General features: G+C 65.7%; 14 protein-coding genes and 1 riboswitch. All 14 genes read left to right on the top strand.

Annotated elements, in window-relative coordinates; genetic code table 11:
* The first annotated feature begins 382 nt into the window (after positions 1-382).
* Positions 383-603, top strand: a riboswitch (cobalamin riboswitch).
* A 120-nt stretch (positions 604-723) separates the two neighbouring features.
* Positions 724-1,335, top strand: coding sequence for a cob(I)yrinic acid a,c-diamide adenosyltransferase (gene cobO, locus ACN6NG_RS23080; RefSeq protein ID WP_474316419.1), 612 nt, complete (start codon positions 724-726; stop codon positions 1,333-1,335).
* Entirely contained in the window at positions 1,332-2,627 is a 1,296-nt protein-coding gene (locus ACN6NG_RS23075) for a cobyrinate a,c-diamide synthase (RefSeq protein ID WP_474316416.1), read from the top strand. Before cobO ends, ACN6NG_RS23075 begins: the two co-directional genes overlap by 4 nt.
* Positions 2,624-3,274, top strand: a complete 651-nt coding sequence (bluB, locus tag ACN6NG_RS23070; protein WP_474316414.1) for a 5,6-dimethylbenzimidazole synthase — start codon at positions 2,624-2,626, stop codon at positions 3,272-3,274. The genes ACN6NG_RS23075 and bluB overlap by 4 nt, the downstream gene beginning before the upstream one ends.
* Complete coding sequence (cbiB, locus tag ACN6NG_RS23065; protein ID WP_232877216.1) at positions 3,271-4,179, top strand: adenosylcobinamide-phosphate synthase CbiB; 909 nt, start codon at positions 3,271-3,273, stop codon at positions 4,177-4,179. The genes bluB and cbiB overlap by 4 nt, the downstream gene beginning before the upstream one ends.
* The gene (gene cobD, locus ACN6NG_RS23060; RefSeq protein ID WP_474316411.1) at positions 4,172-5,164 is read left to right on the top strand and encodes a threonine-phosphate decarboxylase CobD; all 993 of its coding nucleotides are present in this window, start codon (positions 4,172-4,174) and stop codon (positions 5,162-5,164) included. The genes cbiB and cobD overlap by 8 nt, the downstream gene beginning before the upstream one ends.
* Positions 5,161-6,615: a cobyric acid synthase gene (locus tag ACN6NG_RS23055; protein WP_232877227.1), complete on the top strand. Its 1,455-nt coding sequence runs from the start codon at positions 5,161-5,163 to the stop codon at positions 6,613-6,615. The genes cobD and ACN6NG_RS23055 overlap by 4 nt, the downstream gene beginning before the upstream one ends.
* A gap of 1 nt (position 6,616) precedes the next feature.
* Positions 6,617-7,138 carry a bifunctional adenosylcobinamide kinase/adenosylcobinamide-phosphate guanylyltransferase gene (gene cobU / locus ACN6NG_RS23050; protein ID WP_061203633.1) on the top strand — a complete coding sequence of 174 codons (522 nt, stop codon included), beginning with the start codon at positions 6,617-6,619 and terminating at the stop codon, positions 7,136-7,138.
* On the top strand, positions 7,135-8,190 hold the full coding sequence (cobT, locus tag ACN6NG_RS23045) for a nicotinate-nucleotide--dimethylbenzimidazole phosphoribosyltransferase (protein ID WP_474316408.1): 1,056 nt from the start codon (positions 7,135-7,137) through the stop codon (positions 8,188-8,190). Before cobU ends, cobT begins: the two co-directional genes overlap by 4 nt.
* Positions 8,187-8,753 (top strand): alpha-ribazole phosphatase family protein, encoded by a 567-nt coding sequence (cobC, locus tag ACN6NG_RS23040; protein ID WP_049275746.1) that lies wholly within the window; start codon positions 8,187-8,189, stop codon positions 8,751-8,753. The genes cobT and cobC overlap by 4 nt, the downstream gene beginning before the upstream one ends.
* A gap of 1 nt (position 8,754) precedes the next feature.
* Positions 8,755-9,477, top strand: a complete 723-nt coding sequence (locus ACN6NG_RS23035; RefSeq protein WP_353457484.1) for an adenosylcobinamide-GDP ribazoletransferase — start codon at positions 8,755-8,757, stop codon at positions 9,475-9,477.
* A gap of 208 nt (positions 9,478-9,685) precedes the next feature.
* A complete protein-coding gene (locus ACN6NG_RS23030) occupies positions 9,686-10,801 on the top strand; it encodes a glycoside hydrolase family 5 protein (RefSeq protein ID WP_353457483.1) in 1,116 nt (371 codons plus the stop codon).
* Between the two features lie 61 nt (positions 10,802-10,862).
* The gene (locus ACN6NG_RS23025) at positions 10,863-11,267 is read left to right on the top strand and encodes a MarR family winged helix-turn-helix transcriptional regulator (RefSeq protein ID WP_474316406.1); all 405 of its coding nucleotides are present in this window, start codon (positions 10,863-10,865) and stop codon (positions 11,265-11,267) included.
* 64 nt (positions 11,268-11,331) lie between these two features.
* On the top strand, positions 11,332-12,534 hold the full coding sequence (locus ACN6NG_RS23020) for an MFS transporter (RefSeq protein WP_016501091.1): 1,203 nt from the start codon (positions 11,332-11,334) through the stop codon (positions 12,532-12,534).
* Positions 12,531-12,653 (top strand): hypothetical protein, encoded by a 123-nt coding sequence (locus ACN6NG_RS23015; protein ID WP_258655568.1) that lies wholly within the window; start codon positions 12,531-12,533, stop codon positions 12,651-12,653. Before ACN6NG_RS23020 ends, ACN6NG_RS23015 begins: the two co-directional genes overlap by 4 nt.
* The last annotated feature ends 9 nt before the right edge of the window (positions 12,654-12,662 follow it).

The raw sequence follows: 12,662 nt of genomic DNA, 5'->3' as shown, positions 1-12,662 counted from the left end.
CGATGGCGACGCTGACTCACCTTTTCGCCCTTACGGCGAGTCACTTTTTGTCAAACGCGACAAAAAGTAACCAAAAAACGCTGCGCTCCGATCATCCGGCCCCTGCGCTGCGCTCCGGGGTTCCCTCGCTCCGGCCTTGCTCCCGGGAGGACCGCGCTGCAGGCCCCATCCTGGGGCCCAGCGCTTGACGGGCATCCATGCCCGTCACCTCCCTCCGCAAGGCCTGCGTTCGGCCTCCTGAAGTCGCGAAGATCAAAAGCCAGATCAAAAGCAGATCAAAAGCCAGATCAAGAGCAGGAGCAAGATCAAGAGCAGGAGCAAGATCAAGAGCATACGTCGCGGTAGCACCCGCTTCGATTGACGCTCCGGGTGCAACCCTCTAACCTTCGCGCGTGTTTCAGGTGCCCTGCCAGCCCCCACTGGGCAGGGTGAAACTGGGAAGCCGGTGGGCGCCAGCATGGCGCGATTCCGGCGCTGCCCCCGCAACGGTAGGTGAGTAGAAGGCCGCGCAGGGCCACTGGATGCCAGCATCCGGGAAGGCGCGCAGGCCAGGGCCAAGGCCCGCTCACAAGCCCGGAGACCGGCCTGAAACTGTCAACGGCATCACGGAGGGTGATGCGCGGTGCACCGTGGCGCCCTGCCATGGCCCCTGCGCGTTCTCCGTCTGCCTGCCTTTTACCTGTCGCCACGCGTTGCCGTGGTGCCAGCTTGCGGAGAACCCTGATGAGCGAACCCACCGAACGCGACGAACGCCACCTGGCGCGCATGCAGCGCAAGAAGGCGGTCATCGACGAACGCATCGCCAATTCCCCCAACGAATGCGGCTTGCTGCTGGTGCTGACCGGCAACGGCAAAGGCAAGAGCAGCTCGGCCTTCGGCATGCTCGCGCGCGCCCTGGGCCATGGCATGCAGTGCGGTGTGGTGCAGTTCATCAAGGGCCGCAACAGCACCGGCGAAGAGCTGTTTTTCCGCCGCTTCCCCGAACAGGTACGCTACCACGTGATGGGCGAAGGCTTTACCTGGGAAACCCAGGACCGCCAGCGTGACATAGCCGCCGCCGAAGCCGCCTGGGCGGTGTCGCGCCAGTTGCTGCAGGACCCAAGTGTGCAATTTGTGGTGCTGGATGAGCTGAATATCGCCCTCAAGCACGGCTACCTCGACCTGGACCAGGTACTGTCCGACATCCAGTCCCGTCCGCCCATGCAGCACGTGATCGTCACTGGCCGCGCTGCAAAGCCGGAGATGATCGAACTGGCTGATACCGTGACCGAGATGGGCATGATCAAGCACGCCTTCCAGGCCGGTATCCGCGCACAGAAGGGCGTTGAACTGTGAGTCAATCGCGCCACTGCCCCGCCGTGTTGATTGCGGCACCGGCCTCTGGCCAGGGCAAGACCACCGTCACTGCTGCCCTGGCCCGCCTGCACCGCAACCTCGGGCGCAAGGTGCGGGTGTTCAAGTGTGGGCCCGATTTTCTGGACCCGATGATTCTCGAGCGGGCCAGTGGCGCGCCGGTGTACCAGCTGGATTTATGGATGATCGGTGCCGAGGAAAGCCGCCGCCTGCTGTGGGAAGCGGCCGGCGAGGCCGACCTGATCTTGATCGAAGGGGTGATGGGGCTGTTTGATGGCACCCCGTCCAGCGCCGACCTGGCGCGCCACTTCGGCGTGCCGGTGCTGGCGGTGATCGACGGCACGGCCATGGCCCAGACCTTCGGCGCCCTGGCCCTGGGCCTGGCGCGTTACCAGGCCGACCTGCCGTTCGCCGGCGTACTGGCCAACCGGGTGGGCAGCCTGCGCCACGCGCAACTGCTCGAAGGCAGCCTGACCGAAGGGCTGCGCTGGTATGGCGGCTTGTCCCGCGAGCGGGGCATCGAGTTGCCCAGCCGCCACCTTGGGCTGGTGCAGGCCAGCGAGCTGAACGACCTGGATGCCCGCCTGGACGCTGCGGCCGAGGCGCTCGGCGCTAGCTGCGACGCAACCTTGCCACCGCCGGTGACTTTTGCCGAACCCGAACCGCAAGCGTGTGCTGCCTCGCTGGCTGGCGTGCGCATTGGTGTGGCGCGGGACGAGGCGTTCGCCTTCATCTATGGCGCCAACCTGGAACTGCTGCGCAACCTGGGTGCACAGCTGGAATTCTTCTCGCCGCTGCATGACCGGGAACTGCCGGTGGTGGACAGCCTGTACTTTCCGGGTGGTTATCCCGAGCTGCATCACCACGCCCTGGCCGCCAATGCGCCGATGAGCGAGGCAATTCGTGCCCATCATGCTCAGGGCAAGCCGTTGCTGGCTGAATGTGGCGGCATGCTGTACCTGCTCGATGCCCTGACTGACGTGACTGGTGAGCGTGCCGAACTGCTCGGCCTGCTGCCGGGCGAGGCGACCATGCAGAAGCGCCTGGCGGCCCTGGCCTTGCAGGCGGTGGAGCTGCCGGAAGGTACCCTGCGCGGTCACACCTATCACCACTCGCTGACCAGCACGGCGCTGGACCCGATTGCCCGTGGCCTCAGCCCCAACGGTGGGCGTGGCAACGAAGCGGTGTATCGCCTGTGCCGGTTGACAGCCTCTTACGTGCACTTCTACTTCCCCTCCAACCCCGATGCGGCGGCGGCGCTGTTGCGACCATGAGCGAACACGCTTACAGCGACGCCGAACGCGCCGCGATCTACCGCGCCATCGGCGAGCGCCGCGACATGCGCCATTTCGCCGGTGGCCAGGTGGCGCCGGAGCTGCTTGGCCGCCTGCTGGCGGCCGCGCACCAGGCACCCAGCGTCGGCCTGATGCAGCCCTGGCGTTTCATCCGCATTACCCAGCGTGACTTGCGTACCCGCATCCAGGCCCTGGTGGAGGCGGAGCGGCTGCGCACCGCCGAAGCATTGGGCGAGCGGTCGGATGACTTCATGAAACTGAAGGTAGAAGGCATCAACGACTGTGCCGAGCTGCTGGTAGCGGCCTTGATGGACAACCGCGAGCCGCACATCTTCGGCCGTCGCACCCTGCCGGAGATGGACCTGGCCTCGCTGGCCTGTGCCATCCAGAACCTGTGGCTGGCGGCCCGTGGCGAAGGGCTGGGCATGGGCTGGGTGTCGCTGTTCGACCCCTTGGAGCTGGCGGCACTGCTGGGCATGCCTGATGGAGCCAAGCCGGTGGCGGTGCTGTGCCTGGGGCCGGTGACCGAATTTTACCCGGCACCCATGCTGGTGCTGGAAAACTGGGCCGATGAACGGCCCCTCAGTGACATGCTGTACGAAAACCAATGGGGAGAGCGCCAATGAGCGTGGCCTTGCTGACCATGGCCGGGGTGGCGCTTGATGCCTTGCTGGGCGAACCGCAGCGGCGCCACCCGCTGGTGGCCTTCGGCAATATGGCCGGTAACCTGGAGCGCCGCCTGAATGCAGGTGGCCGCGGCTGGCGCAGCCACGGCGTGAGTGCGTGGTTTCTGGCAGTGGTGCCGCTCACCCTGGTGGCGCTGATCCTGTCCTGGCTGCCCTATATTGGCTGGCTGGTGGATGTGCTGGCGCTGTACTGCGCCCTGGGCCTGCGCAGCTTGGGTGAACATGTACTGCCGGTGGCCAACGCCTTGCGCCAGGGCGACCTGGAAGAAGCGCGGCGCCGCGTCGGCTACCTGGTCAGCCGCGAAACCCGCGAGCTGGACGAGCCCGCCGTGGCCCGGGCGGCCACCGAGTCGGTGCTGGAAAACGGCAGTGACGCGGTGTTCGCCGCGTTGTTCTGGTTTGTGGTGGCCGGTGCGCCGGGCGTGGTGTTGTACCGCCTGAGCAACACCCTGGACGCCATGTGGGGGTATCGCAACGAGCGCTTCGAGCGCTTCGGCTGGTGCGCGGCGCGCATTGATGACGTGCTCAACTATATTCCCGCAAGGCTGGTGGCGCTGACCTACGCATTGCTGGGCAAGACCCGCCTGGCCCTGGCTTGCTGGCGCAAGCAGGGCCCGTTGTGGGACAGCCCCAACGCCGGGCCAGTGATGGCCGCCGGTGCCGGTGCACTCGGGGTAGAGCTGGGTGGCCCGGCGGTTTACCACGGCGAACTGCATGAGCGGCCCCGCCTGGGTGAAGGGCCGGTGGCTGACGCCGATGCCATCGAGCGTGGCTGGAGCCTTGTGCAGCGCGGCGTGTGGCTGTGGCTGTTGTTGATTTGCCTGGGGGCCTACATCAATGCTTGAACACGGTGGCCGCCTGCTGCGTGCGGTGCAGCAATACGGTATTCCTCGCGAGCAGTGGCTCGACCTGTCCAGTGGCATCGCGCCCTGGCCATTCCCGATTCCGCCGATACCCACTGATGCCTGGGCCCGCCTGCCAGAGACCGAGGACGGCCTGGAAGAGGCTGCCCGTGCGTATTATGGCGCCCGCCAGTTGCTGCCGGTGGCGGGCTCCCAGGCGGCGATCCAGGCGTTGCCGCTGCTGCGTGCGGCTGGCCGGGTAGGGGTGTTGTCGCCGTGCTATGCCGAACACCCGTACGCCTGGCATCGGGCGGGCCATCAACTGGTCGAGCTGGAGGAGGCGCAGGTCGAGGCGACGCTCGACAGCCTCGACGTGCTGGTGCTGGTCAACCCCAACAACCCGACCGGGCGGCGGGTCCCGCGTGAGCGCGTGCTGGCCTGGCATGCCCGCCTGGCTGCCCGTGGTGGCTGGCTGTTGGTCGATGAGGCATTCATGGACAACACCCCGGCGGATGGCGTGGTCGATTGCGCCGAGCGCCCGGGGCTGATCGTGCTGCGCTCTTTCGGCAAGTTCTTTGGCCTGGCCGGGGTACGCCTGGGCTTCGTCGCCGCCGAGCGCAGCCTGTTGCTGCGCCTGGCCGAGCTGCTTGGCCCGTGGACGGTCAACGGGCCAACCCGGGTGCTGGCCCAGGCCAGCCTGGCCGACAAACCTGCCCAGCGCGTGCAGATTGACCGTTGCGCTGCCGCCAGCCAGCGCTTGGCCACATTGCTGTCCAGTAACGGCCTTGCGCCCAGCGGTGGCTGTGACCTGTTCCAGTACGTGCGCAGCGAGCGCGCCGCGCAGTTGCATGACTTTCTCGCCCGCTGCGGCATCCTGGTGCGCTTGTTTGAACACCCACCGGCCGTGCGCCTGGGGCTGCCCGAATGTGCGGCGGAGGAACAGCGCCTGGCCCTGGCCCTGGCGGACTATCAAAAGGAATCGGCATGACCACCCTCATGGTGCAAGGCACCACCTCCGACGCCGGCAAGAGCACGCTGGTAACTGCCCTGTGCCGCTGGCTGTTGCGCCAGGGCGTTGGCGTGGTGCCGTTCAAGCCACAGAACATGGCGCTGAACAGCGCGGTGACGGCCGATGGCGGTGAAATTGGCCGCGCCCAGGCGGTGCAGGCGCAGGCGTGCCGGCTGGCACCCCACACCGACATGAACCCCGTGTTGCTCAAACCCAACAGCGATACCGGCGCCCAGGTGATCATCCACGGGCGTGCGGTCACCAGCATGAACGCGGTGGCTTACCACGACTACAAAGCCATTGCCATGCAGGCAGTATTGGCTTCGCACCAGCGCCTGAGTGCCGCGTACCCGGTGGTCATGGTCGAGGGCGCGGGCTCGCCGGCCGAGATCAACCTGCGTGCCGGCGACATCGCCAACATGGGGTTTGCCGAAGCGGTGGACTGCCCGGTGATCCTGGTTGCCGACATCAACCGCGGCGGCGTGTTCGCTCACCTGGTGGGCACGCTGGAATTGCTGTCGCCCAGTGAGCAGGCGCGGGTCAAAGGCTTTGTCATCAACCGTTTCCGGGGTGATATCGCCTTGTTGCAGCCGGGGCTCGACTGGCTGGAGCAACGCACCGGCAAGCCAGTGCTGGGGGTGCTGCCTTACGTCACCGACCTGCACCTGGAAGCCGAAGACGGCATCGATGTGCGCCAAGGCGCCAAAAGCGAGCGTGTGCTCAAGGTGATCGTCCCGGTATTGCCGCGCATCAGTAACCACACCGACTTCGACCCGTTGCGCCTGCACCCGCAGGTCGACCTGCAGTTCATTGGCCCGGGCCAGCCGATCCCGGCTGCCGACCTGATCATCCTGCCGGGTTCCAAGAGCGTGCGCGGTGACCTGGCGCAGTTGCGCGAGCGCGGTTGGGACAAGGCCATCGAGCGGCACCTGCGCTACGGTGGCAAGCTGATCGGGATCTGCGGCGGCCTGCAAATGCTTGGCCGCGACGTGCATGACCCGCTGGGTCTCGAAGGGGCTGCAGGTTCAAGCCCGGGGCTGGGCCTGCTCGATTACGCCACGGTGCTGGAAGCCGAGAAGCAACTGCGCAACGTTGCCGGCACGCTGAACCTTGAAGCAGCACCGGTTGGCGGCTATGAAATTCACGCTGGCGTCACCACCGGCCCTGCCTTGGAGCAGCCCGCCGTGCAGTTGGCCGATGGCCGCTGTGATGGCGCTGTCAGTGCCGATGGCCAGATCCTCGCCACCTATCTGCACGGCCTGTTCGAGGGCAGCCAGTCGTGTGCTGCGCTGCTGCGCTGGGCTGGCCTGGAGGATGTGCAGAGCATCGATTACGAAGCCCTGCGCGAACGCGACATCGAGCGCCTGGCCGACCTGGTGGAAAAGCACCTGGACACCGCTCACCTGCGCCAACTGTGCGGGGTGGCCTGACATGCGCAGCCTGATCCTCGGTGGCGCCCGCTCCGGCAAGAGCCGCCTGGCCGAACAGCTGGCCACCGCCAGCGGCCTGCCAGTGACCTACATCGCTACCAGCCAGCCGCTGGACGGTGAAATGAACGAACGCGTGTCGCTGCATCGCCAGCGCCGTCCCGCAGACTGGGGGCTGATCGAAGAGCCGCTGGCCCTGGCGGCAGTGCTGCGCGCCGAAGCGGCCGAAGGGCGCTGCCTGCTGGTTGACTGCCTGACGTTGTGGTTGACCAACCTGCTGATGCTCGAAGACGACCAGCGCCTGGCCGAAGAGCGTGATGCCTTGCTGGCCTGCCTGGAACAATTGCCTGGCACCGTCATTCTGGTCAGCAACGAAACCGGCCTGGGCGTCGTGCCCATGGGCGAGCTGACCCGGCGCTATGTCGACCTGGCTGGCTGGCTGCACCAGGCCGTGGCCGAGCGCTGTCAGCGCGTGGTGCTGACCGTGGCCGGCCTGCCCCTAATGCTCAAAGGAGCTGCACTATGACTCAAGCCTGGTGGCGTGACGCCTGCCAATCCCTCGACAACGCCGCCATGGACCAGGCCCGCGCCCGTCAGCAGCAGCTGACCAAACCTGCCGGTTCACTCGGCCAGCTTGAAGGCCTGGCCATTCAGCTGGCGGGCCTGCAAGGGCGTGAACGGCCAACCCTGGACCAGGCTGCCATCAGCATTTTTGCGGGTGACCACGGTGTGGTCGAAGAAGGTATCTCGGCCTATCCGCAGGCGGTCACCGGGCAGATGCTGCGCAACTTCGTCGGCGGTGGTGCGGCGATCAGCGTGTTGGCCCGCCAGCTGGAGGCCAGCCTTGAGGTGGTCGATCTGGGTACCATCGACACTCATCTGGAACTGCCTGGCGTACGCCACCTGCGCCTGGGTGCTGGCACGGCCAACTTCGCCCGTCAGCCAGCGATGACCGATGGGCAGCTGCACGCTGCCTTGCACGCAGGCCGCGACAGCGCCCTGCGTGCCGCCGAACAGGGCGCACAGCTGTTCATCGGCGGCGAGATGGGTATTGGCAACACCACGGCCGCCGCTGCCTTGGCCAGCGTCCTGCTAGGCTGCCCGCCTGCTGAACTGAGCGGCCCGGGCACCGGCCTGGACAACGCTGGCGTGCGGCACAAGGCCGAGGTCATCGAGCGGGCGCTGAGCCTGCATGGCCTGCAGGCCGCAGACCCATTGCAGGCACTGGGTTGTGTCGGCGGTTTCGAGATCGCGGCCTTGGCCGGGGCCTATATCGGCTGCGCGCAGGCGGGCATCGCCGTGCTGGTGGACGGCTTCATTTGTAGCGTTGCCGCCCTGGTGGCGGTGCGCCTCAACCCGCAGTGCCGGGCGTGGTTGCTGTTTGCCCATCAGGGCGCGGAGCCTGGGCACAAGGCTTTGCTGGATGCATTGCAGGCTGAACCGCTGTTGGCGTTGGGCCTGCGGCTGGGCGAGGGCAGTGGTGCTGCGCTGGCCGTGCCGCTGTTGCGCCTGGCCTGTGCGCTGCACGGGCAGATGGCGACCTTTGCCGAGGCCGCCGTGGCGGACCGCCCGGCATGATCCTCGACCTGCTGCGCCACGGTGAAACGGAGCAGGGCGGCCTGCGCGGCAGCCTGGACGATGCCCTCACCGACAAGGGCTGGGCGCAGATGCGCAGCGCCGTGGCCGAAGCCGGCCCGTGGCAGGTGCTGGTCAGTTCGCCGCTGCAGCGCTGTGCGCGTTTTGCCGATGAACTGGGTGGGCAGCTTGATTTGCCTGTGCAGCGTGAACCAGGTTTGCAAGAGCTGCATTTCGGTGACTGGGAAGGCCGTAGCGCGGCGCAAATCATGGAAGACCAGGCGGATGCGCTGGGGCGCTTCTGGGCGGACCCGTACGCCTACACCCCGCCCAATGGCGAACCGGTGCAGGCATTCGCCGAGCGCGTGCTGGACGCTATCGAGCGTTTGAGCCGCCAGCACGCAGGTAAGCGGGTGTTGCTGGTCACCCATGGCGGTGTGATGCGGTTGTTGCTGGCCCGGGCGCGAGGCTTGCCCAAGGAGCAGTTACTCCAGGTCGAAGTCGGGCATGGGGCGCTGCTGCGGTTGGTGATGGGTGGCGACGGTCAACTGGCCGAGGAACACTGAGATGCTGCCGTTCTGGATTGCCTTGCAGTTCCTCAGCAGCTTGCCCGTGAGCCTGCCGGGCATGCCGGAGCCGCGTGAGCTGGGGCGTTCGCTGTTGTTCTATCCGCTGGTCGGGCTGTTGTTCGGGCTGCTGCTGTGGCTGGCCAGCCTTCTGCTGCAGGGTACGCCAGCGCCGTTGCATGCGGCTTTGCTGCTGACGGTGTGGGTGTTGCTTAGTGGCGCCTTGCACCTTGACGGCCTGGCTGACAGCGCCGATGCCTGGTTGGGTGGTTTCGGCGACCGTGAGCGCACCCTGCAGATCATGAAAGACCCGCGTAGCGGGCCGATTGCCGTGGTTACCCTGGTGCTGGTGCTGTTGCTGAAGTTCTGCGCCTTGTGGGTGCTGGTGGAGCAGGGCATAGGGGCGCAATTGCTGCTGGCGCCCTTGATTGGGCGCGCGGCGATGTTGGGCCTGTTCCTCTGTACCCCTTATGTGCGGCCTGGCGGGTTGGGCCAGGCGTTGGCCGAGCACTTGCCCCGACGTGCAGCCGGGTGGGTGCTGCTGGGCACTGCACTGTTCTGCCTGGTCTTGGGCGGCGGGGTGGTGGTGCTGGCGCTGGCGGTATTTGCCTGGCTGCGGCATCTGATGTGCCGGCGCCTGGGGGGCACCACCGGTGATACCGCTGGAGCGCTGCTGGAGTTGCTCGAATTGGCAGTGATACTTGGCCTGGCCTTGGACCTTTAATCACTCGGCAAGGCCGCTCCTCCAAGAGCATGTGTCTTGCCGGTAACGAGGGTGCAGTAACTTCTGGCAACGGTTCGCCAAGTCCTGCATCTCCATTGTCATCGTATTCTCAGACTCCCCCATGCAACCAGGTAGGCTTCCCGTGCGAAACCGGATCCTCGCCAGTCTATTGGTGCTGTCCAGCCTTCCAGCCACTGCGGCAGATCTCATGGCATTCTGGGACGCGCCACGCCACGGCGGCAACAGTTTCAACCGGCTGCCACCCGATCAAGCCTATTTCGATGCCCTGAGGGGCTATGGCGCGACATGGGTACGATTGTCGTACGACAAATGGCAACCGCGGGAACGTGATTTCCTCCTCGGTAATGCCGATGCCTATGAAGGCCTGCCCGCCGCCGACCTGGCTACGCTGCGCGCCACCCTCGATCGTGCTCATCAGGCGGGGCTCAAGGTGGTCATTGCCCCTCTCTCGCTACCCGGTATGCGCTGGTCGCAAAACAACCAGGGCCAATTTGATGATCGGCTGTGGCAAGACAAGCGCTACTGGTCCCAGGCTATGACCTTCTGGCGGGACATGGTGCGCGAACTGAAGGGCCATCCGGCCATTGCCGCCTACAACCTGATCAATGAACCCGCCCCGGAAAAACAGGGCGGCTTGGCCGAACACGCCGAACAGGGGCACATGCAGCAGTGGTATGCGAAAGAGCAGGGCACCGCGCGCGATCTGCCGTTGCTTTACCGGCAACTGATAGCGGCAATTCGCGAGGAGGACGCCGACACGCCGATCATGGTCGATGCCGGCTGGTATGCCGCCGCAGACGCCTTCGGCTACTGGCCTGCCCCCCTGGAAGACCCGCGAGTACTGTACAGCGTGCACATGTACGAACCCTATGCCGCTACCAGTGCGCCCAACATGGCGCGTAAGCACCCCATCGCCTACCCCGGCCCCGCACCCTTCGCCGGGCAGACACAGCAGTGGGATGGGCAACGCGTTGAGCGCTATTTGCGCCAGCCGCTGGCATGGGCCGAAGCCATGGGCCTGCCGCGGTCGCGGCTGGTGGTAGGCGAATTTGGCTGCATGCGCAGGCTACCGGGTTGCTCGCAGTATCTGGAAGACGTACTCACCGTGCTGGATCGCAACCAGTTGCACTGGGCTTTCTATAGCTTCCGTGAAGACAACTGGGACGGCATGGACTACGAACTGGGTTCGGCAAAGGTGCCGTGGCGCTACTGGCAGGCGATCGAGCAAGGTGCGCCAGATCCTTTGGCGCGCAAGGCCACGGCTGAGTTCGAGCCGATTCGAAGGCGCTTGAACCCGGAATGATGCGTTTCTCCAGCTGTGAAACTTCTTGCAACAGTGATGACGCGGGTATATACACGTATCCATGCTGACCAGTGAATGCATCTGTACCCATCTACGTCGTGCCGCCCGCGGGGTGAGCCGGCATTACGACGAGGCCCTTGCCGGCTTCGGGGTCAATGTCGCGCAGTTTTCCCTGCTTAGGCACCTGCAGCGGCTTGATCGCCCCAGTATCACTACCTTGGCCGAGGCCATGGGCCTGGAGCGCAGTACCCTGGGCCGTAACGTGCGGGTGCTGGAGGCTGAAGGGCTGGTGGCCCTGGCTGATGGCGACGACCAGCGCAACCGCGTGGTGCTGCTGACCGAGGCCGGAACGCAGCTGCTGCGTGCTGCCCACCCGGCCTGGGAACAAGCCCAGATCGAGCTGGTGGAGCGGTTGGGCGTAGGGCAGCGGGATGAACTGGTGCGTTTGTTGGACCAACTGGCTTGAATTGATACGACTATAAGCGGGTATATACCCGCAAAAACCTTGCGATGTGCTGGAGATAACGACAATGACTTCGGTGTGGCGAACCAGCGGGTGGGTATTGGTAGGGGCGGCTTTGATTCTGGCGCTGTCTCTGGGTGTGCGGCACGGCTTTGGTCTGTTTCTGGCGCCGATGAGCGCCGATTTTGGCTGGGGCCGTGGGGTGTTCGCCTTTGCCATTGCCTTGCAAAACCTGATCTGGGGGCTGGCGCAACCGTTCGCCGGTGCCTTGGCCGACCGTATGGGGGCGGCGCGGGTGGTAATCATCGGCGGTATTCTTTACGCCGCCGGCTTGATCCTCATGGGCATGGCTGATTCTGCCTGGTCGTTGTCGCTCAGTGCCGGTTTGCTGATCGGCATCGGCCTGTCCGGCACATCGTTCTCGGTCATCCTCGGCGTGGTCGGGCGTGCGGTGCCGGCAGAGAAGCGCAGCATGGCCATGGGCATTGCCAGCGCCGCCGGTTCGTTTGGCCAGTTCGCCATGCTGCCGGGCACCCTTGGCCTGATCCAGTGGCTGGGGTGGTCCGCAGCGTTGCTGGTGCTGGGCCTGATGGTGGCGTTGATCGTGCCCTTCGTTGGCCTGCTGCGTGACCGCCCGCTGCCCAGCCATGGCGCCGAACAGACCTTGGGCCAGGCGCTGCGCGAGGCGTGCTCGCATTCCGGCTTCTGGTTGCTGGCGCTGGGTTTCTTCGTGTGTGGTTTCCAGGTGGTGTTCATTGGTGTGCATCTGCCGGCCTACCTGGTTGACCAGCACCTGGCCGCGACCACCGGTACTACGGTGCTGGCGCTGGTCGGCCTGTTCAATATCGTGGGTACGTTCACGGCTGGCTGGCTGGGTGGTCGCATGTCCAAGCCGCGCCTGCTGACCGGGCTGTACCTGCTGCGTGCGGTGGTGATCGTGTTGTTCCTCTGGGCGCCGGTGAGTGCGTTCAGTGCCTACCTGTTCGGCATCGCCATGGGCCTGTTGTGGTTGTCCACGGTGCCGTTGACCAATGGCACCGTGGCTACATTGTTCGGGGTGCGTAACCTGTCCATGCTCGGCGGTATCGTCTTCCTGTTCCACCAGCTGGGTGCCTTCCTCGGTGGCTGGTTGGGCGGGGTGGTATATGACCGTACCGGCAGCTACGACCTGGTCTGGCAGATTTCCATCCTGCTCAGTCTGTTGGCCGCTGCCCTTAACTGGCCCGTGCGCGAACGGCCGGTTGCGCGCCTGCAGGCACAGGCCGCATGAACCGGTATCTGGCCCGCGGGTTGCTGGCCTTTGGCGCGCTGGTGCTGCTGGCGCTGGCGTGGTGGGGGTGGCACAAGGGTGGGATGGCATTGATGCAACTGGGCATGAGTGTTTGTTAGGCGCTACCC

This window comes from Pseudomonas sp. TSO6 (assembly GCF_056098905.1).
Note: the sequence above shows the minus strand (reverse complement) of the source record. Positions and strands in the feature narration are given on the sequence as shown.

What these genes read in the sequence shown, in the direction of transcription:
- ACN6NG_RS23030 (WP_353457483.1), top strand. Translation starts at nt 9,686, where the DNA reads ATGGCATTCTGGGACGCGCCACGCCACGGCGGCAACAGTTTCAACCGG.
- ACN6NG_RS23020 (WP_016501091.1), top strand. Translation starts at nt 11,332, where the DNA reads ATGACTTCGGTGTGGCGAACCAGCGGGTGGGTATTGGTAGGGGCGGCT.
- cobU (WP_061203633.1), top strand. Translation starts at nt 6,617, where the DNA reads ATGCGCAGCCTGATCCTCGGTGGCGCCCGCTCCGGCAAGAGCCGCCTG.
- ACN6NG_RS23015 (WP_258655568.1), top strand. Translation starts at nt 12,531, where the DNA reads ATGAACCGGTATCTGGCCCGCGGGTTGCTGGCCTTTGGCGCGCTGGTG.
- ACN6NG_RS23035 (WP_353457484.1), top strand. Translation starts at nt 8,755, where the DNA reads ATGCTGCCGTTCTGGATTGCCTTGCAGTTCCTCAGCAGCTTGCCCGTG.
- cobD (WP_474316411.1), top strand. Translation starts at nt 4,172, where the DNA reads ATGCTTGAACACGGTGGCCGCCTGCTGCGTGCGGTGCAGCAATACGGT.
- cobO (WP_474316419.1), top strand. Translation starts at nt 724, where the DNA reads ATGAGCGAACCCACCGAACGCGACGAACGCCACCTGGCGCGCATGCAG.
- cobT (WP_474316408.1), top strand. Translation starts at nt 7,135, where the DNA reads ATGACTCAAGCCTGGTGGCGTGACGCCTGCCAATCCCTCGACAACGCC.
- bluB (WP_474316414.1), top strand. Translation starts at nt 2,624, where the DNA reads ATGAGCGAACACGCTTACAGCGACGCCGAACGCGCCGCGATCTACCGC.
- ACN6NG_RS23025 (WP_474316406.1), top strand. Translation starts at nt 10,863, where the DNA reads ATGCTGACCAGTGAATGCATCTGTACCCATCTACGTCGTGCCGCCCGC.
- ACN6NG_RS23055 (WP_232877227.1), top strand. Translation starts at nt 5,161, where the DNA reads ATGACCACCCTCATGGTGCAAGGCACCACCTCCGACGCCGGCAAGAGC.
- cobC (WP_049275746.1), top strand. Translation starts at nt 8,187, where the DNA reads ATGATCCTCGACCTGCTGCGCCACGGTGAAACGGAGCAGGGCGGCCTG.
- cbiB (WP_232877216.1), top strand. Translation starts at nt 3,271, where the DNA reads ATGAGCGTGGCCTTGCTGACCATGGCCGGGGTGGCGCTTGATGCCTTG.